Annotated in this window: 20 protein-coding genes, 1 pseudogene and 1 other annotated feature; of the genes and pseudogenes, 2 read left to right on the top strand and 19 right to left on the bottom strand. The window is 40.5% G+C overall.

Going from position 1 to position 23,619, the window contains the following annotated elements; all coding sequences use genetic code 11:
- Positions 1–35: 35 nt before the first annotated feature.
- The 9 genes and pseudogenes from aspS to ABE65_RS14850 all read right to left on the bottom strand — a co-directional run bounded on the left by aspS (position 36) and on the right by ABE65_RS14850 (position 12,601).
- A complete protein-coding gene (gene aspS, locus ABE65_RS14815) occupies positions 36–1,814 on the bottom strand; it encodes an aspartate--tRNA ligase (RefSeq protein WP_066396470.1) in 1,779 nt (592 codons plus the stop codon).
- Positions 1,815–1,828: 14 nt separating this feature from the next.
- Positions 1,829–3,097, bottom strand: a complete 1,269-nt coding sequence (hisS, locus tag ABE65_RS14820; protein WP_066396471.1) for a histidine--tRNA ligase — start codon at positions 3,095–3,097, stop codon at positions 1,829–1,831.
- A 302-nt stretch (positions 3,098–3,399) separates the two neighbouring features.
- Positions 3,400–3,632: a binding site (T-box leader), on the bottom strand.
- A 43-nt stretch (positions 3,633–3,675) separates the two neighbouring features.
- Positions 3,676–3,849 (bottom strand): hypothetical protein, encoded by a 174-nt coding sequence (locus ABE65_RS22080; RefSeq protein WP_197480307.1) that lies wholly within the window; start codon positions 3,847–3,849, stop codon positions 3,676–3,678.
- A 60-nt stretch (positions 3,850–3,909) separates the two neighbouring features.
- Positions 3,910–4,356 carry a D-aminoacyl-tRNA deacylase gene (dtd, locus tag ABE65_RS14825; RefSeq protein ID WP_066396474.1) on the bottom strand — a complete coding sequence of 149 codons (447 nt, stop codon included), beginning with the start codon at positions 4,354–4,356 and terminating at the stop codon, positions 3,910–3,912.
- 22 nt (positions 4,357–4,378) lie between these two features.
- Complete coding sequence (locus ABE65_RS14830; RefSeq protein ID WP_066396477.1) at positions 4,379–6,562, bottom strand: RelA/SpoT family protein; 2,184 nt, start codon at positions 6,560–6,562, stop codon at positions 4,379–4,381.
- A 389-nt stretch (positions 6,563–6,951) separates the two neighbouring features.
- Positions 6,952–7,464, bottom strand: coding sequence for an adenine phosphoribosyltransferase (locus ABE65_RS14835; RefSeq protein WP_066239566.1), 513 nt, complete (start codon positions 7,462–7,464; stop codon positions 6,952–6,954).
- Between the two features lie 20 nt (positions 7,465–7,484).
- Complete coding sequence (gene recJ, locus ABE65_RS14840; protein ID WP_066396480.1) at positions 7,485–9,836, bottom strand: single-stranded-DNA-specific exonuclease RecJ; 2,352 nt, start codon at positions 9,834–9,836, stop codon at positions 7,485–7,487.
- Between the two features lie 71 nt (positions 9,837–9,907).
- A pseudogene (secDF, locus tag ABE65_RS14845) lies at positions 9,908–12,077 on the bottom strand (protein translocase subunit SecDF).
- A gap of 263 nt (positions 12,078–12,340) precedes the next feature.
- Positions 12,341–12,601, bottom strand: a complete 261-nt coding sequence (locus tag ABE65_RS14850) for a post-transcriptional regulator (protein WP_066396483.1) — start codon at positions 12,599–12,601, stop codon at positions 12,341–12,343.
- 97 nt (positions 12,602–12,698) lie between these two features.
- Between ABE65_RS14850 and spoVB the strand changes: the two genes are divergently transcribed.
- On the top strand, positions 12,699–14,249 hold the full coding sequence (gene spoVB, locus ABE65_RS14855) for a stage V sporulation protein B (RefSeq protein ID WP_066396486.1): 1,551 nt from the start codon (positions 12,699–12,701) through the stop codon (positions 14,247–14,249).
- A gap of 19 nt (positions 14,250–14,268) precedes the next feature.
- On the opposite strand, the gene ABE65_RS14860 is transcribed toward spoVB, so the two are convergent.
- Positions 14,269–14,928 (bottom strand): DUF421 domain-containing protein, encoded by a 660-nt coding sequence (locus ABE65_RS14860; protein ID WP_066396490.1) that lies wholly within the window; start codon positions 14,926–14,928, stop codon positions 14,269–14,271.
- A 192-nt stretch (positions 14,929–15,120) separates the two neighbouring features.
- Here ABE65_RS14860 and ABE65_RS14865 point away from each other — a divergent pair, with 192 nt between their 5' ends.
- Positions 15,121–15,513 carry a TIGR04086 family membrane protein gene (locus ABE65_RS14865; RefSeq protein WP_231887810.1) on the top strand — a complete coding sequence of 131 codons (393 nt, stop codon included), beginning with the start codon at positions 15,121–15,123 and terminating at the stop codon, positions 15,511–15,513.
- A 24-nt stretch (positions 15,514–15,537) separates the two neighbouring features.
- On the opposite strand, the gene yajC is transcribed toward ABE65_RS14865, so the two are convergent.
- The 9 genes from yajC to ABE65_RS14910 all read right to left on the bottom strand — a co-directional run bounded on the left by yajC (position 15,538) and on the right by ABE65_RS14910 (position 23,528).
- Positions 15,538–15,810, bottom strand: coding sequence for a preprotein translocase subunit YajC (gene yajC / locus ABE65_RS14870; protein WP_066396495.1), 273 nt, complete (start codon positions 15,808–15,810; stop codon positions 15,538–15,540).
- Positions 15,811–15,851: 41 nt separating this feature from the next.
- Positions 15,852–16,994: a tRNA guanosine(34) transglycosylase Tgt gene (gene tgt, locus ABE65_RS14875; protein WP_066396497.1), complete on the bottom strand. Its 1,143-nt coding sequence runs from the start codon at positions 16,992–16,994 to the stop codon at positions 15,852–15,854.
- 17 nt (positions 16,995–17,011) lie between these two features.
- On the bottom strand, positions 17,012–18,040 hold the full coding sequence (gene queA / locus ABE65_RS14880) for a tRNA preQ1(34) S-adenosylmethionine ribosyltransferase-isomerase QueA (protein ID WP_066396499.1): 1,029 nt from the start codon (positions 18,038–18,040) through the stop codon (positions 17,012–17,014).
- Positions 18,041–18,233: 193 nt separating this feature from the next.
- Positions 18,234–18,425, bottom strand: a complete 192-nt coding sequence (locus ABE65_RS14885; protein WP_066396501.1) for a DUF2905 domain-containing protein — start codon at positions 18,423–18,425, stop codon at positions 18,234–18,236.
- Complete coding sequence (gene ruvB, locus ABE65_RS14890; protein WP_066396502.1) at positions 18,422–19,423, bottom strand: Holliday junction branch migration DNA helicase RuvB; 1,002 nt, start codon at positions 19,421–19,423, stop codon at positions 18,422–18,424. The genes ABE65_RS14885 and ruvB overlap by 4 nt, the downstream gene beginning before the upstream one ends.
- 14 nt (positions 19,424–19,437) lie before the next feature.
- Positions 19,438–20,031: a Holliday junction branch migration protein RuvA gene (ruvA, locus tag ABE65_RS14895; RefSeq protein WP_066396504.1), complete on the bottom strand. Its 594-nt coding sequence runs from the start codon at positions 20,029–20,031 to the stop codon at positions 19,438–19,440.
- Between the two features lie 286 nt (positions 20,032–20,317).
- Complete coding sequence (locus tag ABE65_RS14900; RefSeq protein ID WP_066396507.1) at positions 20,318–20,905, bottom strand: YhcN/YlaJ family sporulation lipoprotein; 588 nt, start codon at positions 20,903–20,905, stop codon at positions 20,318–20,320.
- Between the two features lie 72 nt (positions 20,906–20,977).
- The gene (locus tag ABE65_RS14905) at positions 20,978–21,958 is read right to left on the bottom strand and encodes a hypothetical protein (protein ID WP_066396509.1); all 981 of its coding nucleotides are present in this window, start codon (positions 21,956–21,958) and stop codon (positions 20,978–20,980) included.
- The gene (locus ABE65_RS14910; protein ID WP_197480308.1) at positions 21,951–23,528 is read right to left on the bottom strand and encodes a LysM peptidoglycan-binding domain-containing protein; all 1,578 of its coding nucleotides are present in this window, start codon (positions 23,526–23,528) and stop codon (positions 21,951–21,953) included. The genes ABE65_RS14905 and ABE65_RS14910 overlap by 8 nt, the downstream gene beginning before the upstream one ends.
- Positions 23,529–23,619: the final 91 nt, after the last annotated feature.

The following is a 23,619-nucleotide window of genomic DNA, read 5'->3' on the forward strand; positions in this document are numbered from 1 at the left end:
TTTAAAAAACGATTCGTATTTTTCTAAATATTCACTTACTTAGTTTCTTGCTTTACTTTTACTGACAAGTGAAGTTCTTCAAGCTGTTTTTCGTTTACAGCAGATGGTGCATTCGTCAATAAGCAAGATGCAGATGCTGTTTTCGGGAAAGCGATCGTGTCTCTTAAGTTACTTCTTCCAGCAAGTAACATCACCATACGGTCAAGTCCTAAAGCAATTCCACCATGTGGAGGTGTTCCATATTCGAATGCTTCTAAAAGGAATCCAAACTCTTCACGCGCTGCTTCCTCAGTAAATCCTAATGTTTTGAACATTTTCTCTTGAACATCACGTTGGTAGATACGCTGAGATCCGCCGCCTAACTCATAACCATTAAGAACTAAGTCGTACGCTTGTGCTCTTACTTCAGCAGGATTTGAATCCATTAGGTGAAGGTCTTCTGTCTTAGGCATCGTGAATGGATGGTGAAGTGCCACAAAACGGTCTGCATCCTCATCGTACTCAACGAGTGGGAAATCAACGACCCACAAGAAATTGTATTTAGATTGATCAATCAGATCTAAATCTTTTGCTAGCTTTTGTCTTAACGCGCCTAGGCTATCTGCAACAACGGACGGCTTATCTGCTACAAACAACAAAAGATCGCCTTCTTCTGCTTGTAGTGCGTTCGTTAAATTAGCAGCCTCTTCTTCATTAAAGAACTTTGAAATAGGTCCTTTTAATCCTTCTGCTTCTACTTTCATCCAAGCGAGACCTTTTGCTCCGTATCGAGCAGTGAATTCAGTCAGACCATCAATATCTTTTCTAGAATAATTTGCTGCTTTTCCTTTAACGTTGATCGCTTTAACTTGACCACCGTTCTCAACTGCTGCTGCAAATACTTTAAATCCAGAATCCTTAACGATTTCTGAAACGTTGATCAGTTCAAGACCGAAACGCGTATCCGGCTTATCTGAACCATAACGGTCCATCGCTTCTTTATAAGTCATTCTTGGGAAAGGCTTCGGAATCTCTACACCTTTTACCTTTTTCACAAGTCCAGTCATCATCTCTTCCATCATAGCTAAAAGTGGTTCTTGGCCCATGAAAGAAGTTTCGATGTCGACTTGAGTAAATTCAGGCTGACGGTCTGCGCGCAAATCTTCGTCTCTGAAACAACGAACGATCTGGTAGTATTTTTCGAAACCTGAAACCATTAGCAATTGCTTAAATAATTGTGGAGATTGCGGCAATGCATAAAATTCTCCTGGGTGCACACGGCTTGGTACTAAATAGTCCCGCGCTCCTTCAGGTGTGCTCTTCGTAAGCATCGGTGTTTCCATCTCCATAAATTCATCGTTCTCAAGGAAGTTACGGATATAGCGAGTTACTTCGTGTCTCATCTTCAACGTTTCCTGCATGATTGGACGTCGAAGATCAAGGTAGCGATACTTCAGACGAATATCTTCTGTAATATCCATATCTTCACTGATGGAGAATGGTGGTGTTTTCGCACTGTTTAAAATCTTAACTTCTTCCCCTGAAATTTCAACCTTACCCGTATTCATAGCTGGATTAACCGTGCTTGGGTCACGCTCAAGCACTTTTCCTGTGATCGTAAGAACATATTCACTTCTTACTTTTTCAGCCGTTTCTAACGCTTCAGGTGATACTTCTGGAGAAAAGACGATTTGAACAACTCCAGAACGGTCACGCAGGTCGATGAAGATCAGTCCACCTAAGTCACGTCTTTTTTGTACCCAACCTGTTATTGTTACTTTTTCACCGATAAATTGCTCTGTAATCTTTCCACATTGATGTGTGCGATATTCCATGAGATGTGTCCTCCTTATTTACCTTGCTTTACATATGTGCTCAGCTTCTCGATCGCTACTTCCGACTGTTCTCCGGAATCCATGTTCTTCACGTTGATGATCCCTTTTGACAGTTCTTCTTCACCTAGGATCGCTACAAACTTCGCTTTTAAGCGGTCAGCTGCTTTAAATTGTGCTTTCATCTTTTTATCTAAATAATCTTTGTCACTCTTAATTCCTGCTTGGCGGAGCTGACTTAAGATCTCTACTGATTTCCGCTTGGCTTCATCACCTAATGCTACAACATAACAATCAATTTCTTCTTCTGTTTCAAGTGTGACACCTTCTGCTTCAAGAGCTAATAACAAACGTTCTAAACTCATAGCAAAACCGATACTTGGCGTAGCCGGTCCGCCTAGATCTTCAACAAGACCATTGTACCTGCCGCCTCCACTAAGTGTTGTGATAGCACCGAATCCTTCAGCCTCACTCATGATCTCAAATGCAGTGTGGTTGTAATAATCAAGTCCACGTACTAGTGTAGGATCGATCACATACTCAATGTTCATCGCATCCAAGCTCGTCTTCACTTCTTCAAAGTACGTTTTCGATTCTTCGTTTAAGTGCTCTAGAATGGAAGGTGCGCTCTTCATGAGTTCATGATCTCGATCTTTTTTGCAATCTAGAATTCTTAAAGGATTCTTCAATAATCGATTCTGGCAGTCTGAACAAAATTCATCGATTCTAGGTTCAAAGTGTGCGATCAAAGCTTCTTTATGAGATTTACGGCTCTCAGCATCACCTAACGTATTCAATACGAGACGGAGTTTTTTTAGACCTAGCTCTTGGTAAACCGTCATCGCAAGTGAAATTACTTCTGCATCAATCGCAGGGTCAGCAGAACCCATCGCTTCAATACCGAATTGTACAAATTGACGATATCGACCAGCTTGAGGTCTTTCGTATCGAAACATCGGTTGGATGTAAAAGAGTTTTACAGGCTGACCTGGTAGGCCAAACATTTTATTTTCAACATAAGAGCGAGTAACAGGAGCTGTTCCTTCGGGTCGAAGAGTTAAGCTGCGGTCACCTCGGTCATTGAACGTGTACATTTCTTTTTGAACGATATCTGTTGAATCACCTACACCGCGTTGGAAAAGATCCGTGTGTTCAAAGATCGGCGTTCGAATCTCTTTATAATTGAATCGCGCTGATACTTCTTTTGCTTTTTGTTCGATCAGCTGCCATTTTTCTACTTCTCCTGGGAGTATATCTTTCGTTCCCCTTGGAATGTTAATACTCATTTTCTTTCATCCTCCCGTTTTTACATGTTCGTTAAAATCAAAGGCTGTTATCGCGTATTCTTTTGTTCTTTGAAAGTGGTTGATTTCCGCTCCAGATGCTCGCTTTCCGCGGGGTGTGCGGTGAGCCTCCTAGCGCTATGCGCTGTTAGGAGTCTCACCTGTCCCACACATCCCGCAGGAGTCTCGCATCTTGCGCTCCAATCAACTTGTCAAAGAAGTAAGTCGAAACCAATGTCATTAAGGTACAAAATTTCAGAAAACAACCATAAAAAAATCCCGTCCCTTATGAAATCAGTCATTTCATAAGGGACGGGATTTCCCGCGGTGCCACCCTGCTTCGAAGCTAAAAATAGCTTCCTCATTTATGCAAGTAACGATTGCCCACGTGTAACTCTACTGAGGTCAAAACTTAACCGTTCGAATTAAAACCTATGAAGTGTCTTTCACTTTATCATCAGGGAGAGATACTTTCAGCCATGGTATCTCATCTCTAACCCTGTGGGGTAAAGCTACTTTTCTTCGTCATCAGTTTTCATTTTGGAATTGTAGATTATCATACTTTTAGAAGGGGTGTGATGTCAATAGTTTTCGCGTTTTATTTTTTTCTTTAACTGATTCACTTGATATAGATTCATTCCAAACTCTTCAGCAAGCTCCATCGTGTTTGCTGATTTTTCAAGAGAAAGAAAATCATGAAAGCTCAACTGCTTCCATTGAGGTATCCCTTCCACGCCTTTCCGGTTCTGCCTCATACAAAAAACCTCCACCTTTTTGATTTAGTCTTTCCATCAAGGCGGAGGTTTCATTCAAGATTATAAACTTTTAGAGTCCATGATTAAGGTTACCGGTCCATCATTCGTAAACGAGACATCCATCATCGCGCCAAAAACTCCTGTTTCCACATGTACACCTAAACTTTTAAGCTTGTCATTAAAATAGTCATACATTGTGATAGCATGGTCTGGTTTAGCAGCATCCATGAAGTTTGGACGTCTTCCCTTTTTCGTATCACCGTATAACGTAAACTGTGAAATAGAAAGTATGCTTCCTTCAGTATCTTTTAAAGAAAGATTCATCTTTTCATTTTCATCTTCAAATATGCGAAGATTTACGATCTTTTCTGCTAAATAATCTGCATCTTTTTCTGTATCTTCATGTGTAACACCAACTAAGAGGACAAGGCCTTTATCAATTCTGCCTTTTACCTCAGAATCCACTAGAACCTTTGCCTCTTTAGAACGCTGTAAAACTACTTTCATTGCAGAACCACTTCCTTAACTCTTACTGCATCAATCTTCTAACCGCATAAATGTCAGGAATTCGTTTAATTCGTTCGACCACTTTTTGAAGATGGCTGACGTTGTGGATTGAGATCGACATACTGATCGTTGCCATCTTGTTGCGATCTGACTTACCGCTTACGGCTGTGATATTCGTTTTTGTTTCTGCTACTGCATGCAGAACCTCATTCAGAAGACCTCGACGGTCAAAACCATTGATCTCAATATCAACGTTATAGTTTTTCGGTTGTTCTAGATTACCTTCCCATTCAACCGGTAAAAGTCGTACTTGCGCATCTTCGTTGTGTACGTTAACACAATCCTCACGGTGGACAGAAACACCCCGACCTTTTGTTATATAACCAACGATGTCATCTCCAGGAACCGGATTACAACATTTTGATAGACGGATCAGCATGTTATCGATACCTTTTACCACGATACCAGAATCTGTTCTTCGTTTTGGTTCAGGTTTTTCAGCAGAGTCTCTTATCGCATCAAGCAGCTCAGAATTATCCGGATCTTGTTCTTTTTTGCGTCGAACTTTATCCGTTAATCGAGTGGCGATCTGTGCAGCCGTTATACCGTTGTATCCTACAGCAGCATACATATCTTCTTCGCCTGCAAAGTTATACTTTTGGGCGACATATTGAATGTTGTCGTTCGTAAAGATTTCTTTCAGATCATATCCGCGATTCTTGATCTCTTTTTCAACAAGCTCTTTGCCTTTTGCGACGTTCTCTTCTCTTCTCTCGCGCTTAAACCATTGACGAATCTTGTTTTTCGCATGAGAGCTCTGTGTGATCTTCAGCCAATCCTGACTCGGCCCGTAAGAATGTTTGCTCGTTAAGATCTCGATAATATCTCCCGTTTTCAAACGATAATCTAACGTGACCATCTTACCGTTCACTTTTGCACCGATACATCTGTTACCGATCTCGGTATGAATTCGGTATGCAAAATCAATAGGAACCGATCCTGACGGAAGCTCATAAACATCACCCTTTGGAGTGAACACAAACACCATATCAGAAAAAAGATCGACCTTAAGAGATTCCATAAATTCTTCAGCATCAACAACATCGTTTTGCCATTCAAGAATTTCGCGGAACCATGTTAATTTATTTTCAAATGAGCTGACAGGAGCTTTCGTTGCACCCTCTTTGTATGCCCAGTGTGCAGCGATCCCGTACTCAGCTACGCGGTGCATATCCGATGTTCTGATTTGGACCTCGAGTGGATCACCTTTTGGTCCAATTACCGTTGTATGAAGAGACTGATACATATTTGCTTTAGGCATCGCGATATAATCTTTAAAACGACCAGGCATCGGCTTGTAAGCCGTATGAATGATACCAAGGGCTGCATAACAATCTTTAATATTTTGAACGATAATACGAACAGCTAAAAGGTCATAGATCTCATTGAACTGTTTACCTTGTTTAGCCATTTTTCGGTAGATGCTATAGATATGTTTCGGTCTTCCAGAGATATCAACTTGAATGTTAACTTCTTTAAGCTTGCTTTTCATCTCATCCATCACTTGATGAACATACTCTTCCCGTTCTGCACGCTTTTGCTGCATCAAGTTAACGATTCTGTAGTATTGCTGTGGATTTAGGTATCTCAAAGAAACATCTTCAAGCTCCCACTTTATCGTCGAAATCCCAAGGCGATGGGCAAGCGGAGCGAAGATTTCAAGTGTCTCATTCGCTTTTTGGATCTGTTTTTCTTTTGGCATATGCTTTAACGTACGCATATTATGAAGTCGGTCAGCGAGCTTGATCAAGATACAACGAATATCTTGTGCCATAGCGACGAACATCTTCCGATGGTTCTCCGCTTGTTGCTCTTCTTTTGATTTGAACTTGATCTTCTTCAGCTTTGTAACACCATCAACAAGCATCGCCACTTCTTCGTTGAATTGAGTGGAGATATCTTTGAGTGTTATTGGTGTGTCTTCAACTACATCATGAAGAAACCCTGCTGCTACAGTCACCGGATCCATCTGCAGATTCACCAATATCGCTGCTACTTCAACAGGATGATGAATATAGGGCTCTCCCGATTTACGGAATTGTCCCTCGTGTGCATTTCTTGCGTATTCATAAGCCTTCGTGATGAAGCTTAAATCGTCTTTAGAAAGATAGCTCTCCGCTTTTTGCAATACTTCCTCAATCGTCATGGAATCACCTTACGTTGTCATTGTATATTGCTTCTATTATCGTTAAATTGGTCCTTCATGTAAAGCAAAAAACGAAATTTGTCGAATGATTGGGCAAATTTTGTGACAGGATTGTAAAAAATGTCTGTTTTTCACTTGGTGTTTTGAAAGTAGTTGATTTCCGTTTCAGGTGCTTCGCTTTCCGCGGGGCAGGCGGTGAGCCACATTCGTACGTTTCACTCTTAAGTGTCTCACCTGCCCGCCTGTCCTAGCCTAGAGTCTCACACCTTACACTGCAACCAACTTTTCAAAGAAGATAGTAAAAATAAAAATAAGAAACAACAATCCTAGAACAATGTTTGAAGGAATAGTAAAAAAAGAGCCCCTTCAAAAGGAACTCTCTCATCATTTTAGTATTGAGTTAATGTGAAGATATCATAACCTGAAAGTTTTTTACGACCATCTAGGTAAGTAAGTTCGATCATGAATGCGATACCTACAACTACTCCTCCAAGCTCTTCTACAAGCTTGATCGTTGCTTCGATCGTTCCGCCTGTTGCAAGTAGATCGTCTGTGATCAAGACTCTTTGTCCTGGTTTGATCGCGTCTTTATGCATCGTTAAAACATCTTTACCATACTCAAGACCGTAATCAACTTTAATTACTTCACGAGGAAGTTTACCTTCTTTACGGACAGGGACGAATCCTAATCCTAACGTGTAAGCGACAGGGCAACCTACGATAAATCCACGTGCTTCAGGCCCGACGATTACATCAACCTGTTTTTCTTTTGCGTATACAGCAATATCGTCCATTGCTTGTTTATATACTGCACCATCAGACATAAGTGAAGTAATATCTTTAAAACGAATGCCTTCGATTGGGAAGTTCTCTACTACTGAAATAAACGGCTTATAATCCATGAATCTTTGCCTCCTGAAAATTACAAACTGGCTTTTGGCCGTGTTTGTTCTGTAAACCAGCTTTTTAAAGAATGATATGAAGAGTAAACGAGCTGATTTTCAATGTCTGCTTGTTCAAACTTTTTCTGATAGGTTTCAGAGCTTTCTAATTCTCGTTTGCTAGGTTCTTTATTAATGAAAATAACACCATCGTCTATTGTAACAAAATCCAGCTCAAAAAACACCTTTGACATGAAATCTATTGTTTCTTTTGACCAGCCTTTCCATTTCGCTAGCTCTGCACCATCTCTCTTCACATTAAAGGTTTTCCTTTTTGCAAGAAATCCATAAAACCATTTAAAGTGCTCTCTCGTTGGTAGAGTCGTAAAAAAATGTTCTGTGCTCTGGTGAAACACCGCGTAGATCCTTGAAGGTTCACCGATGGTTTCCAGCCATTCCGAAAAGCGAGATAGAGAGGGAGGAACATCTAAGAACACTAAATTCTTTTCTTTAAAATAATCCTCCGGTAGAGTCAATAACTCATCTTCACCGATGACTTGGTCAGACAGTGCTTCAAAATCTTTATGCCTTCGTGTTTCATCTTCAAATGCGATAAAACAGGTTTTAGAATACGGCAGACCGATCAACCGTTTTGCTGCATCTTTAAGTCCTCTATAATCAAACAATTGAAAATGATTGACAGAAAGATCTTCAAGAAGAAGCTGAGGTTTTCTATATCCGTTCCATTCGTTCAGTTGGATCTGGCCCACGATTGAAACCAAGGAATATGGAGTCATCTCTTCTAACAAGCTACCTTTTTGAAAACCGATGCAATCTAAAACCGATAGCTCACCGTTACCCACCTGCAATTTAAGGTGATTGGATTGACTTCCTATCTTTTTCATCTCGCGGATCGGAACTTCTTCAACCATTACGCGAGGAGATGGATTTCCGACTCCAAAAGGAGAAAGCGTACTTAACAGTTCAACCGTTTCTAAGGAAATCTCATTTAATCGAGCCGTAAGATCAATCGATGTAACGGGTTGATAATCTTCTGGACTTAAACATTGCTTAGCTTGCTGAATAAGCCTGCTCCTTAATTCTTCAACATCATGAATAGATAGTGTCATTCCTGCTGCCATCGGATGTCCACCGAAATGAGGAAGAATGTCTCTAGATTCTGAAAGGTTCTCAAACATATCAAACCCTTTAATGCTTCGTGCCGATCCTTTTGCAGTCTCCTTTTCAGGATCCAAACATAGAACGATCGTTGGACGATAAAACTTTTCAACCAATCGCGAGGCAACGATTCCGATAACCCCTGGGTTCCAGCCTTCTTTAGCAAGAACGAGTACTTCGTTCTTCTCTGGAGGAAAACTTTCTTCGACCATCGCGATCGCTTCTTTTGTAATCTCGTTTACGATTCCTTGACGCTCCTTATTTACCGAATCGATCTCTTCTGACAACATAGCTGATTCGTCTCGATCACTTGAAGTAAACAACTCCACCACCGGCATGGCTGAACCAAGTCTTCCAGCTGCATTCACACGTGGACCGATCGCGAAACCTACATCTTCAGCTGTTAGCTCTTTTTCGTAAAGACCCGCTACTTTTAACAATTCTTGCAAACCGATCTTATCTGTTTTGGAAAGTGCTTCTATCCCTAATTTCGCGATCACTCGATTCTCGTCAACAAGCGGTACAAGATCAGCTATAGTACCAATGCATGCGTAATCAAGTAAATGTAACGGCGGCCTACCATGAAGGGCATGTGCGACTTTAAATGCTACACCTACACCTGCAAGACCAGAGAATGGATAGGTGCAGCCAGGCTTTTTAGGGTTGATAATACTATAAGCATCTGGCAATACAGGAGGTGCTTCATGGTGGTCCGTGATAATGAAGTCTAGCCCAATCTCTTTTGCGATATTTGCTTCGTGTACAGCTGAGATTCCTGTATCAACCGTTACCACGAGTGAATAGCCGTCCTCTTTCGCTTTTCTTAATGCGGGCTCGTTCGGACCATAACCTTCTGTAAAGCGGTTCGGAATGTAATAATCAAACTCTGCGCCGAGTTCTTTTAATGCATAATACATGACCGTCGTACTGCTTACACCATCTGCGTCATAATCGCCAAAAATTAAGATCTTTTCACTCGATTCTACAGCTTTATGTATCCGCTCAACGCTCTCTTTCATTCCATCCATCAAGAATGGATCGTGAAATTGACTGATATCTATGTTTAAAAATGCTTCTGCTTTCTCTATCGTTTCAATTCCTCTGACAACTAAAAGATTAGCGATTAGAAGAGGGATATCTAATTCTTGTGACAACCATTTTGCCTTGTCTTTTGATGGTTCTTGAATCTCCCACCTAGTTCTAGGCTCCAACATAAAAATCACCTCTTAACCTATTCATTATACAAAACAGGATAAGAGGTGACAATTTATGAATGATATTTACCTTAAATTTCTGGCTCGACTTCAACTGGTCGTGTTTTTTTTGATTTCATTTGTCTTGATTTCATAACATACCACAATTGAGAAGCGATAAAGATGGAAGAATACGCACCAAAAGCAAGACCGATCAACAAGGCAATCGAGAAGTTTCTGATCGAATCAGCTCCAAAGATCAATAGCGCAACAGCTGCGATAATAACCGTTAGAACGGTATTGATCGAACGACCCAACGTTTCAAAAATACTTCTGTTTACGATTTCAGCCAGCTTTTCTTGTGTTCTTACTTTTTCAAGCTTCATATTCTCACGGATCCGGTCGAATGTAACGATCGTATCATTGATGGAATAACCCACAATCGTAAGAACAGCCGCAATGAAAGGAAGATCTACTTCAATCCTAAATATACTAAAGATCGCTACAATCATAAAAGCATCATGCAATAATGCCACAACTGCTGCAACAGCCATGCTCCATTCAAAACGGAACGCTACATAGATGATGATACCGACAGAAGCAATAAGCACGGCATAAAAAGCGTTCTGTGCAAGCTCACGACCAACCGTAGGCGTAACTGTACTGATACTTGGTGATTCACCGTATTTATCTTCAAAGTGAGTGTTGATCTTCGCTACTTCGTCTTTTGACAAAGCACCTTTAAAGGAAACATTTGCTTGATCATTTTTTCCTGCAAGTACGACCGCTTCAGGTTCAAGCCCAAGTGTCTTAAACTCTTCTTCTACACCTTCATTTGTAAGTGTTTCATTCGCTTGAATATTTACACGCGATCCACTATCAAAATCAATCCCAAGCTTCAATCCAGCTGTAAGCAAGAATATAATTCCGATAACTGTAAGGAGAGTCGAGATGATGAAGTAAAGGTTTCTGTTTTTTACAAAGTCGTATTTAAAGCTCACGGATGTCACGCTCCTTTACACCAAACAAACCTGGCTTCTTATCCATAACACGAGACTGTACCCATAACCCTAGGAAAAGTCTTGTTCCGAAAACGGCTGTAATAAAACTTGCCAGAACTGAAATAATTAAAACTAGCGCAAATCCTTTTACTGAACTTGTTCCGTATGCGAACAAAACAGCAGCTGCAAGGATCGTCGTAATATTTGCATCGAAGATGGTTGTAAAGGAACGGCGATTTCCAGCTTTAAACGCACTTAACACAGATTTTCCGCTTCTAAGTTCCTCTTTGATCCGTTCATATGTGATGATGTTGGCATCAACCGCCATACCCACTCCTAGAATTAGAGCTGCGATACCCGGAAGTGTTAGAACTCCATTCATCAGATAGAATATAGCTAAGATCAACCAAATATAAATGGATAGAGTGATAACAGCAATGATTCCTGGTACACGATAGAAGATCAGCATGAATAAAAAGATCACTGCAATTCCGATAAAGCCAGCGAATACCGTTTCATTTAATGCTTTTTCTCCGAACTTCGCTCCAACTGATGTTGAATACACTTCATCGAGTTTAACGGGTAGAGCACCGGCGTTTAAGATTTTCGCTAAACTTTGTGCTTCTTCTACAGAGAACTGTCCTGTAATGGTTACATCTTTTTGAGTAAGTTTTTCATTTACATATGGAGCAGAAATATACTTTGGCTGTTTTCCAGCAAGTTCTTTCTTCTGTTCTTCTTTAAATGAGTCACCTTTTTCATAATCTAACCAAATAACCATGATGTTTTCACCTTGTGGCTGACGCTGAAGAACTTCTTCCGTAATTTTTGCAAATTTATCTGCGTCTTTAAGCTTCAGTGAAACAATCGGTTTATTATTTTGAGATTCAAACGTTTGCTTTGCACCATTTCCTTCTAGATCCGATCCATCTAACAGCACTTTATCGTCCACATCGCGGAATGTTAACTCAGCTTGTGTTGATAGGAGTTCACGTGCTTTGTTTTGATCGGTTACACCAGCAAGCTGAACACGGATTCTGTTGTCTCCTTCGATCTGAATCTCAGGCTCAGAGACACCAAGCACGTTAATACGACTGTTCAATGCTTCAACGGTACTCTTTAATGTTTCCTGTGTAATCTTTTGACCCTTTTTCACAGGTTCTACATCGTAAAGTACTTCAAATCCACCTTGGAGATCTAGTCCAAGTTTTGTACCTTTTACGATCTTTTCTGTTGTCAGCCCGATTAGTGCTGCGAACATGATGAGCACAACAAAAAAGATGACGATCTTACTCCTTTTTACCACTTCAAGAAACCTCCTTCATGCTGTATCAAAAAACAACACTATGTATAAGTACGAATACTAACCCTTCCCATTATAGCGATTGTTGTTTTTTTCTGTCAATTTGTCCTGTGAATGTTCATAAATAAAACATAATAAATAACACCTTATGTCCACTTCAGGCTGTCCTTTTCCTAAGTAGGAACCTTATAAAATAGAACGAGGCTGCCCAAAAGTACGTTCTACTCTTGAGTCAGCCCCTCTTCTTTATATGAGCGTATTGTGAGCCACGTCATAAAATCATTTAGTGAAAGAGCTAAAATGGTATCAACCAATGCGTAGAGACGAGGCTCAACTTTCTTTTTCTTTAATTTTGATTGAACACATTCCCATATTTCCTCTTCTGTTACACTTTCATACCCCAAATAATGAAATTCTTCTTTTTTGCTTTCTACTGCTGGCTTGACTTCATTCTTCCATTCTGAAAAATGTGTATTCTCCATTCGAATCTCTCCTTTCGAGATAAAACAAGCTGTCATGACTGTTCACTCTACTTGCATATAGTGATATATAAGATTGTCCAAGAAAGGACAGGTTAAGATGACAAAACAAACACTCGTGCAAGGAACGATCCTACTCATATTAGCAGGACTAGTAACCAAAATACTCGGTTTCGTTAATCGAATCGTCATGGCTCGTGTCATGGGTCACGAAGGTGTAGGACTCTATATGATGGCCGTCCCTACTTTCTTATTAGCCGTAACTTTAACAAGGCTTGGATTGCCGATCGCCATATCAAAACTTGTAGCAGAAGCCGATGCAACAGGAGATCGTTCAAAAGTAAGAAAAATTTTAATCGTATCATTAGCCATCACAGGTATATTGAGCATTGTGATCACGATCGCTTTGTTTATCGCAGCTCCGTTATTAGCTGAATACTTTTTTACTGATCATCGTACGATCTGGCCGTTACTTGCTATCGCGCCTGTAGTCCCTGTCATTGCAGTCTCTTCCGTTTTAAGAGGATATTTTCAAGGTCTGCAGAACATGAGACCTTCTGCATATTCACAAGTGATCGAACAGGTTGTCCGAATTGCTCTCGTCGCCCTTTTAACTGGTTTATTCCTTCCTTATGGCGTAGAATATGCCGCAGCTGGGGCTATGATCTCTGTTATTATCGGTGAACTCGCATCACTTCTTTATATGTTCTCGATGTTCAAAGTGAAAAAGAAGATGCGTATTCGAAAAGGATTTTTCAAGCAGTTGAAACAAGGTCATGAAACGATGAAAGATCTTCTGAATATCGCTCTACCCACAACAGGCAGTCAATTGATCGGTTCTGTTTCCTACTTTTTCGAACCAATCGTTGTGGCAAATAGTTTAGCGATCGCCGGAATTACTACAGCTGTTGCTACCGCACAATACGGAGAACTCGCTGGATATGTAATCCCACTCTTGTTTCTGCCAACGTTCATTACGTATTCTCTCTCTATCTCTTTAGTACCTGCAATCAGTGAAGCGAATGCACAAAAAAAATACCACTTGATTGAACATCGACTGAATCAAGCACTCAGGCTCTCCATGTTATCTGGTGGTATTGCGGCTGTTATTATGTATGTATACGCGGTTCCCATCATGGACTTGATGTATGATTCACCTGCTTCCGCGTCCTATGTAAAAATCATGACACCTTTTTTCTTTTTCCTTTATTTTCAAGGACCATTACAAGCCGTCCTTCAAGCTTTAAACCTTGCACGCTCCGCGATGATCAACAGTCTCATTGGCGCCCTTGTTAAGTTAACTGCAATTTTCGCTCTAGCTACTCGACCCGAGTTTGGCATTATGGGTGCAGCACTTGGAATCGTGATTAGTATCGTAGTCGTTACACTTCTCCATTTTGCCACCGTTATTAAAGCAATCAGTTATACGATCGTGGTGAAGGATTTTGTTTTGTGCTTGCTTTCCATTCTCATTACAGGTGGCGCCGCCGTCTATTTGTATCAGTACATGATGCCGCAATTCTCACCATTACAAGGTCTTATGATATGTGTTTCGGCGACATGCGCGATCTATTTGTTTGTTCTCATCTTCTTTAAGCTCTTAAGTAAGGAAGACCTTAAACACATACCTTTCATTAAAAGATGGATCTAAAACAGCCGAATCGGCTGTTTTATTTTTTGCTGTTCAATTCATCGACATACAATGTCCCATCTTCATTCAGTGTACAGAAAGAAATGTTTTTGATCTCTTTAAACCCAACTTTCTTTAATTCCTGTCTTAACCAAAAAGACGTCTTATCCATCTTTTCAAGGTTATCTTCTAATATTTTTCCATCCAAAATGAGAGGCATAATCATTTGAATCGGTGTATTTTCGGATTCCTCGTCCTTTTTTATAATAGAAAGCTTTCCTGTTGTTTCTAAAATTCCAAATTCAACCTCGTTCAAACTTCTAATATTATTCTCACGTAATTGTGTTAAAAGATCATCAAAATTGTATCGCTGCTTCTTCATCTCATGCTCATCCACCTGTCCTTCTTTAATGATCAAAGAAGGTTTACCGTCTACGATCTCTCTCATTCTTCTGCTCTTTAATGAGATGAGTGCCAATATGAGCTGAATGCTCAGCAAAACAAAGATGGATACGAGGGAATTCAACATTGGAATCGTAGGATCTTCGATTGAGATTACTGCTAACTCTGCAATCATGATTGAGACTACAAAGTCGATGATAGATAACTTTCCCATCTCTCGCTTACCCATCATTCGAAAGATGACCATGATTAAGAAGTAAATAAAAAGCGTTCTAAATATAACCGTATACAGTTCCATGATTCCCCTCCTTCCGCAGGTCGATCTAAGTTCATTCCATTAGTTAGTGTGGCACAGATATGAAAAAACATGATACGAAGGTTTTGCCAAATAAACCAATGGAAACGAAAGGGAAAATAACTTGCTTGTACTTCTATTTTTTACGGTGTCTGAATAAAGTATAAAGAAAGCTTCTAGGGATAAGGAGGATTAATGATGGGGATTAAACACATGGCTTCTTCTATGGGACGGGGTCTGATCGCTGTACTTTTAATGATTATGCTTTGCAGTTTAGTGCTCTCACTTTTGCTGCGTTTTACTGGACTAACAGAAGCGTCGTTGAAATGGGTGACAGTGGGTCTTTCGTTTTTATCATTATTTATAGGTGGATTGATTTCGGGTAAAAAAGGTCAGAGTAAAGGTTGGCTGTTAGGTGGGGGTACAAGTCTTTTGTTTTCTTTTCTCGTATTTCTTATTCAATACTTAGGCTATCAGAGTACGTTCAACTCCTCTCAGTATATGTATCACGCTCTTTTTCTTTTATTAGCAATCATCGGTGGAATCATGGGTGTTAACTTCAGCAGTCATAAACAAACATATAAATAAGACCCGTATGAACGGGTCTTTTTGTTATAGTACTGCTTCTTCTTTTACTTCACGGATCGCATTACGATCAAATGTTAACTTTGCGCCATCGTTCGAACGAATAACAGCGATGTTATCATCGATGCTATCTAGTGTTCCGTGTAATCCACCGATCGTTACAACTTTGTCTCCCTTTTTAAGGTTAGACTGCATCTCACGAACCGCTTTTTGTCTCTTTTGCTGCGGTCGGATCAACAGAAAATAAAAAATTGCAAACATCAAGATAATCGGCAATATTCCTCCAAGACTTCCACCCATACTATTTCACCCCTTTCTATAAGTTAAACTCAAAATTCCATTTAGAAATTACGCGCGTTCGGTTTATTAAATCCATACATTTCAAAGAATTCATTTCTAAAATCAAGAAGTCTATCTTCCATGATCGCTTGTCTCACTTGCTTCATTAAGTTTACCAAAAAATATAGGTTATGGTAACTTGTTAATCGGAAACCAAATGTTTCGTTCGCTTTTACAAGGTGACGAATATAAGCTCTAGAGTAAGTTCGGCATACATGGCAATCGCACTTTTCGTCAATCGGACGGAAATCTCTCGCATACTTCGCGTTACGAACCACAAGCCTTCCTTCACTTGTCATACATGTCCCGTTTCTAGCGATTCGAGTAGGCAGTACACAGTCAAACATGTCAATTCCACGAATCGCTCCATCGATGAGTGAGTCAGGAGAGCCTACGCCCATCAGATAACGAGGTTTGTTTTCTGGAAGATGTGGCGTTGTGAAATCTAAGACACGGTTCATCACATCTTTCGGTTCACCCACTGAAAGACCACCAACGGCATAACCCGGGAAATCAAGCGATACAAGATCTCGCGCACTCTGTTTTCGAAGTTCTTCGTATTCTCCACCTTGGACGATACCAAAAAGAGCTTGATCCTGAGGTCTACCATGTCCTTTTAAACAGCGTTCCGCCCAACGACTTGTGCGTTCAACAGAAGCTTTCATATAATCATATTCCGCTGGATAAGGCGGACACTCATCAAACGCCATCATAATATCAGAACCTAATGCGTTTTGAATCTCCATTGCACCTTCTGGACTTAAGAAAAGCTTTTCACCGCTCAGATGATTTCTGAAGTGAACACCCTCTTCTTTGATCTCTCTCAGATCACTCAAAGAGAATACTTGAAAGCCGCCTGAATCCGTAAGTATCGGACGATCCCAGTTCATAAATTTATGAAGACCACCCGCTTCTTTGACGATATCATGTCCTGGGCGTAACCATAAGTGATACGTATTACTTAAAATGATCTCTGCTCCAAGTTCTTTAAGTTCTTCTGGACTCATCGTTTTCACTGTTGCTAATGTGCCCACCGGCATAAAGATTGGTGTTTCAAATGTTCCATGAGGAGTATGGACTTTCCCTAATCGCGCACCTGATTGTTTGCACGTTTTTATTAATTCATACGTTACTGCTGGTTTCATCTTAAAATATATCCCCCTTAAAGTATAAGCATCGCGTCACCGAAACTGAAAAAGCGATACTTTTCTTCAACGGCTTCATGATATGCTCTTAAAACGAAATCTTTGGAAGCTAATGCGCTCACCAACATGATTAATGTTGATTTTGGAAGATGGAAGTTCGTAATCAGTCCATCGATCGCTTTAAACGAATAACCTGGATAGATAAAGATATCTGTCCAACCAGAATCTTCCTCAAACTTGCCATCAAATTTATTAGCTACCGTTTCAAGTGTTCGTGTACTCGTAGTTCCAACGGTAATAATTCTTCCGCCAGCCTCTTTAACCCCATTTAAAAGTTCAGCTGTTCCTTTTGTTACTTGATAAAATTCTGCATGCATGTCATGTTCTAGAACATTTTCTACACTAACAGGACGAAACGTACCTAAACCGACATGAAGCGTAATAAACGTAACATGTACACCCATAGCTTTAATCTCTTCGATTAATTCTGTTGTAAAATGCAATCCAGCGGTCGGAGCAGCTGCAGAGCCTTGATGTACCGCGTAGACAGTCTGGTAACGGTCCTTCTCCTCTAACTGTTCTTTAATATAGGGCGGAAGTGGCATCTGACCCAGATCATCTAGAAGTTCGTAAAAAATACCATCATAAATAAACTTCAGCTGTCTGCCACCATGGTCACTCTCACCCGTACAAACTGCTTTTAATCTGCCATCACCAAAAGAGATTTCTGTACCGGGTTTAATTCTTTTTGCTGGTTTTACAAGTGTTTCCCATGTGTCGTTTCCTTCTTCTTTTAGAAGAAGTACCTCCACTTTTCCACCTGTATCCGATTTCTGTCCAAAAAGTCTTGCCGGGAGAACGCGAGTGTCATTCAAGACAAGGCAGTCTCCTGCTTTAAGATAGTTTTTCAAATCATAAAAATGCTTATGTTCAACTGTTTCTTGTTTTCGATCTAATACCATCAATCTAGAGGAAGTGCGGTTCTCAAGCGGTGTTTGCGCAATTAATTCCTCAGGAAGATGAAAATCAAAATCATTTACGTTCATGTGATGTATTCCTGCTTTCTGTATAGCACTTTTCTAAGTAATCTTTGCTCAATTCATCATGATAAGTTGATTGGCACGCAGAGTGTGAGACTCCTAAAAGCGCATAGCGCTAGGAGGCTCACCGCACACCCCGAAGAAAGCGAGCAACCCGGAGTGAAAATCAACCACTTCAAGAACAAAGTTGCATAACTTTCTATTTAAATCGACCTATGATCATGAAGATCAAGGAAAGTACAACACTAATGATAATGGACGTCATGATTGGAAAATAGACAGTCGTGTTTCCTTTTTTCCAAACCATATCACCAGGAAGTTTACCTATATACGTCCCTACTAATCCTATAATAATTAGAACGATTCCTGCAACGATTAACAGTCGGTTCAATCCGCGGACGCCTCCAGTCCAAAGTATTGATAGGCCTGTTCTGTAACCATGCGTCCACGTGGAGTACGTTGTAAGAAACCAATCTGAAGAAGATAAGGTTCATAGACATCTTCAATCGTCATTGATTCTTCACCAATTGTAGCCGAAATGGTCTCTAGACCTACAGGACCGCCTTTATACGTGTGAATGATCCCTAGTAATAATTTATGGTCAATATGGTCTAAACCTAAACGGTCTACTTGCAGAAGCTCCAAAGCTTTCTGACAGATCGGCAATGAAATCGTATCCTTGCCTTCAACCTGCACAAAGTCCCTTACTCGGCGTAACAACCGGTTAGCAATCCTTGGAGTACCTCTTGATCTTCTCGCAATCTCTTCTGCTGATAGATCATCTACTCTTACCCCAAAAACGTCTCCAGTACGTCTTACGATTTCTCCAAGCTCATCGGGCTTATAATATTCCAGCCTTGCGAGCACACCAAAACGATCACGAAGAGGAGCTGATAATGACCCCGCTCTTGTGGTAGCACCAATCAAAGTGAAAGGAGGTAAATCTAACCTCACAGACCTAGCAACCTCTCCTTTTCCAATCACGATATCTAAACAAAAATCTTCCATTGCAGAATATAGAATCTCTTCAATCGCACGGGATAATCGGTGGATTTCATCAATAAATAAAACATCACCTGGTTCTAAAGAGGTCAAGATGGCTGCTAAATCCCCTGGACGTTCAATAGCTGGTCCGCTTGTTGTCCTCAAATTAACTTCCATCTCGTTTGCAATGATCGATGCCAATGTTGTCTTCCCTAGACCAGGAGGACCATACAACAATACATGATCAAGAGGTTCGTTGCGAATCTTTGCCGCTTTAATAAAGATCCGCAAATTGTCCTTTACAGAGGTTTGTCCGATATACTCGTCTAAAAGTTCAGGGCGCAGGCTTAACTCGATATTTGCTTCATCTTGACGTTCTTCTGAAGAAACAATTCTCTCTTCCATACATCCTCACGTCCTTATGAATTCATTAACTTCTTCAATGCAGCTTTAACATATTCGTTGGCTGACATCTTCTCTTTTTTTAGTTCAGGCAGAATTTTTTGAATCTCTTTTCTGCCATATCCTAAGACTGCAAGAGCCTCAAGTGCTTCATCAAGTTCATCACTCTCAGGTTCTACATCTGCGAATAGTCCATCCGTAAACTCAGCATCTGCGAAGATTGAGATCTTCCCTTTCAGATCTAAGATCATCTGACGAGCTGTCTTCTTTCCTACACCAGGAAACTTCGTTAGGAACTTTTCATCTTCTTGTTCGATCGCATTGACCACTTGTTCAGGCTGACCAAAGGCAACGATCGCTAATGCTCCTTTTGGGCCAATTCCTGACACGTTCAATAGTTTTAAGAACAAGTCACGTTCTTTTCTGTTCTTGAAGCCGTAAAGAGCAAGTATATCCTCACGAACATATTGATACGTATATACCGTCTTTTGATCGTTCAGTTTATAGATAAATGGATTGGGACATAAAATTTTATATCCAATTCCATTATTGTTAATAACAATATATTCTGCGGTTATGTAATCTACATTTCCAGAAATACTTTCAATCAATTTCTTCTCTCCCTAACGCTAAACACGAGCGTATGTTTCTATTGCTTATTGTATCATAGGCTCCCTCTTAATTCCTTATAAAAAGTGAATTTGATTTCTCTAAAAGCATCTTATGAGATACCTTATTTTAAATGCTGTTTACGAAATCCCTTGTTGATTTTTAATTTCCTAGGCTACTCGCTTTCTATGGTGAACCACAATTCATTCGCTCCACTAAATTAATTAGATTCACAACAAAAAAAAGAACTGTACAAAAGTTGATTTAACTTCTGACAGTTCTTTTATACTAGCGGTTGTTTTCGAAAGGACGTTTTATCGCATTTCCAAGGTCACTGCCGGCATTTACGATATCGTTGCTAATTCCGCGAACATCTGATTCAACTTCCGTGTAAGCACGGCCATCTCGCAGATTGTTATCAACGTTCTCAATGCGGTTAACCATATTTCGATCAGCTACGATCTTCACGTCACGATTTGGTGCCAATTTTGAAGTGATCTCTCTAACTTTGTTAGTTAGTTCGGTCTTCTTCTTTTTATCCGTGTCTATTCCTACAATGACGTTGTTATCCTCAAGAATAACGTGAGCATCGTCTACACCCCGGATGTCATTGACATTTTTCGCAATTCGTTCAGCAAGTTTACCATCATAATCTTCATGGTATGTGGCAGTATGATCATTTACATCTCGATCAGTCATATCAGTTATGAATCCATTACCCCGGTCAAGGTCACCACGATTATCTCCCTCATTAGAGTAATATCCAATCGGTCGAACATCGTTGTCATTCTTATCCTGAGATTCATTTACACCGTTACAGCCTACGAGACCTACAGCTAGGATTGTTACGGTAAGTGATTTCCCTAAAAAGTTCAATGGAAAAACCTCCTTTCACCATTAGCTTGGCAGAAGAAGGCTCTAAATAATCTGTTAAATGTAGGATGATTGTTAACTCATTCTCTTCATTATCTTTTCGATAAACTTTTTTCTGTGAGAAAAATCACGCAAAGTAAACCTCGTTACGGCATCGATCATTTCTTTGTCCCCCGTTTTAAGGGCCCTATTCCATTCTCGATAGAGATCCGTGGGGAATACCAGACTAATTACAAACCATCTTTTGGTAAACCATTTTAAGAAATCTTCATTCCCTACCTCTTCCATCGTTTCATACGACCAATGCCAAAATGGTAAGATACGATTGGCGTACTGTAACCAGTCAAAAGCTTGAGGAACTGCTGCAAAAAGATCAAAATCAATCAGGTACGTATCTTTTTCTTTATATTTCACAAAATTATGTGGAGCAACATCCCCATGTGTGATCTCTTTTTTCTTGTACGCTTTATTCTCTAACTTTTCAACAGCTTCATGATCAAAGTGGTTTAGACTCCATTCTCCCCACATGATGATTTCTGAAATTAAAGGACGCATCTGGTGATTCCAATTTGCTGATCTTGCATGAAATTTAAAAGCATCCAGTCTGTCACTCCACTTCTTAAATAAAGAGTACGATGACAATTGTTCATAGAGAGGTAACGGTATATTTTTTGAAAAAGAATGAAAACGGCTAATCGCCTCTACTCCAGCTTTGACATCGTCCTTATTTCCAAAATGAAGACCTTCTCCCTTATAAAATGGCATGATCGCCCAAATGTATTTTCCGAATTGAACCGTTTTTTTCTGGTTTGGATATGATGTATACGTTCCCATTATCCTCTGTTTTTGGCCATGATATAATTTAGAGAGCTTTAATTGCTTGTTGCATGTTTCTGACCTGCTAAACCCTTTTAAAACAAACTTTCCTTGCTTGGTTTTAATCCAAATAACGTTCTCTCGAAAAAAGCCAAAGTCGATCACTTCAAGACCCAGTTCATTCATCTTTTTTAAAAAAAGACGATCCCCTTGGAAATCGTCCCTTACGTCCCTATTCATCTTCTTCCGTTTCTTCCATATAGTTCTCATCTATTTCACGAGACTGCGCTTGCGAATATGGGTTTGGCATACCTTGTGGCATCTGCTGAGGCATACCTGGCATTCCTCCACCCTGCGGCATCATACCCATCTGACCCATTCCCGGCATTCCACCACCTTGTGGCATCATACCCATCTGAGGCATTCCTGGCATTCCTCCACCTTGTGGCATCATACCCATCTGTGGCATTCCCGGCATTCCGCCTCCTTGTGGCATCATACCCATCTGTGGCATTCCTGGCATTCCTCCACCTTGTGGCATCATACCCATCTGACCCATCTGTGGCATTCCTGGCATTCCGCCTCCTTGTGGCATCATACCCATCTGTGGCATTCCTGGCATTCCTCCACCTTGTGGCATCATACCCATCTGACCCATCTGTGGCATTCCTGGCATTCCGCCTCCTTGTGGCATCATACCCATCTGGCCCATCTGTGGCATTCCACTATATCCTTGAGGCATACCCATAGGCATCATACCCATCGATCCTGGCTGTTGCATACCCATCTGCATATCCTGCATTTGTTGTTGACCACCAGGTGTGTATTCTCCTGAAGGCATTTGGTCCATATCTGAATCAGGATATTCTCCAAAAGGCATAGAACCTCCTTGTTGCATGCCACCTCCACCTTGTGGATATCCACCACCGTAGAGTTGTGGCATTCCACTGAATCCTTGTGGAGGCATCATTCCATAGCCTTGAGGCATTTGAGAATACGTTTGAGGTTTTGGAAACATTGAAGGCATCGAACCATACATGTTCTGCATCATTCCAGATGACTCTTCCATTAAAAATGGATGTTTATTTGGCGCATATCCATCTTTACCTGCATATATCCCGTGTTTGCTCGCCACGTTTGGCTGGTTTGCTATGTTTGGCTGGTTTGCTATGTTTGGCTGGTTTGCCATATTTGGCATGTTCGCTATGTTTGGTTGATTTGCCATATTAGGCATGTTCGCTATGTTTGGTTGCTGATTCGAATATCCCATCGGTACATAATGCCCTAGGTTTGACGATTCCACCATTCCAGCAAAGTCCTTATCATGAATAGGTGCCATAGGCGCCTTCATCGGTGCTTTCATCGGTTGGTCTTTTAACATTGGAACATCTTTTTTCATAGGCACGTCTTTTTTCATTGGCACATCATTTTTCATTGGTGCATCTTTTTTCATCGGTGCATCTTTCTTTTCCATCTTAGTTGGTGCTGGTTTTAATGGCGCAGGCTTCATTGGTGCCGGCTTCATTTCTTGCTTTACCGGTGCTGGTTTCTTTGGAGCAGGCTTAACCGGTGCTGGCTTCGGAGCCTCTTGAACTGGTGCAATTGGTTTCGGTTTTTCTTTAATCGGAACAATAGGCTGTTCTTTCTTCATACCAGGCATCTTGATCGGGATCTTAATCTTTTCCCCCCGTTCAATTACATCTGTTTTTGAGAAACCTGGATTTGCTTTTCTTAATTCATTTACTGGTACATCGTATTTTTCAGCAATCTTATCGAGTGTGTCCCCTTTTTGCACAATGTGTATTCTCACGCTGCAAAACTCCCTCCTGCCAAATTTCCTTACAGTATATGAACATTTGGGCATATTGCTACATCGTATTAGAAGTGACATTATTCCTTTA

The sequence above is a fragment of the Fictibacillus phosphorivorans genome, assembly GCF_001629705.1.
Classification (GTDB): domain Bacteria; phylum Bacillota; class Bacilli; order Bacillales; family Fictibacillaceae; genus Fictibacillus; species Fictibacillus phosphorivorans_A.

What these genes read in the sequence shown, in the direction of transcription:
- hisS (WP_066396471.1), bottom strand. Translation starts at nt 3,097, where the DNA reads ATGAGTATTAACATTCCAAGGGGAACGAAAGATATACTCCCAGGAGAA.
- queA (WP_066396499.1), bottom strand. Translation starts at nt 18,040, where the DNA reads ATGAACGTAAATGATTTTGATTTTCATCTTCCTGAGGAATTAATTGCG.
- ABE65_RS14865 (WP_231887810.1), top strand. Translation starts at nt 15,121, where the DNA reads ATGATGGGGATTAAACACATGGCTTCTTCTATGGGACGGGGTCTGATC.
- ABE65_RS14905 (WP_066396509.1), bottom strand. Translation starts at nt 21,958, where the DNA reads ATGAATAGGGACGTAAGGGACGATTTCCAAGGGGATCGTCTTTTTTTA.
- spoVB (WP_066396486.1), top strand. Translation starts at nt 12,699, where the DNA reads ATGACAAAACAAACACTCGTGCAAGGAACGATCCTACTCATATTAGCA.
- ABE65_RS14835 (WP_066239566.1), bottom strand. Translation starts at nt 7,464, where the DNA reads ATGGATTATAAGCCGTTTATTTCAGTAGTAGAGAACTTCCCAATCGAA.
- tgt (WP_066396497.1), bottom strand. Translation starts at nt 16,994, where the DNA reads ATGAAACCAGCAGTAACGTATGAATTAATAAAAACGTGCAAACAATCA.
- aspS (WP_066396470.1), bottom strand. Translation starts at nt 1,814, where the DNA reads ATGGAATATCGCACACATCAATGTGGAAAGATTACAGAGCAATTTATC.
- yajC (WP_066396495.1), bottom strand. Translation starts at nt 15,810, where the DNA reads ATGGGTGGAAGTCTTGGAGGAATATTGCCGATTATCTTGATGTTTGCA.
- ruvB (WP_066396502.1), bottom strand. Translation starts at nt 19,423, where the DNA reads ATGGAAGAGAGAATTGTTTCTTCAGAAGAACGTCAAGATGAAGCAAAT.
- ABE65_RS14860 (WP_066396490.1), bottom strand. Translation starts at nt 14,928, where the DNA reads ATGGAACTGTATACGGTTATATTTAGAACGCTTTTTATTTACTTCTTA.
- ABE65_RS22080 (WP_197480307.1), bottom strand. Translation starts at nt 3,849, where the DNA reads ATGAGGCAGAACCGGAAAGGCGTGGAAGGGATACCTCAATGGAAGCAG.
- recJ (WP_066396480.1), bottom strand. Translation starts at nt 9,836, where the DNA reads ATGTTGGAGCCTAGAACTAGGTGGGAGATTCAAGAACCATCAAAAGAC.
- ABE65_RS14850 (WP_066396483.1), bottom strand. Translation starts at nt 12,601, where the DNA reads ATGGAGAATACACATTTTTCAGAATGGAAGAATGAAGTCAAGCCAGCA.
- ABE65_RS14830 (WP_066396477.1), bottom strand. Translation starts at nt 6,562, where the DNA reads ATGACGATTGAGGAAGTATTGCAAAAAGCGGAGAGCTATCTTTCTAAA.
- dtd (WP_066396474.1), bottom strand. Translation starts at nt 4,356, where the DNA reads ATGAAAGTAGTTTTACAGCGTTCTAAAGAGGCAAAGGTTCTAGTGGAT.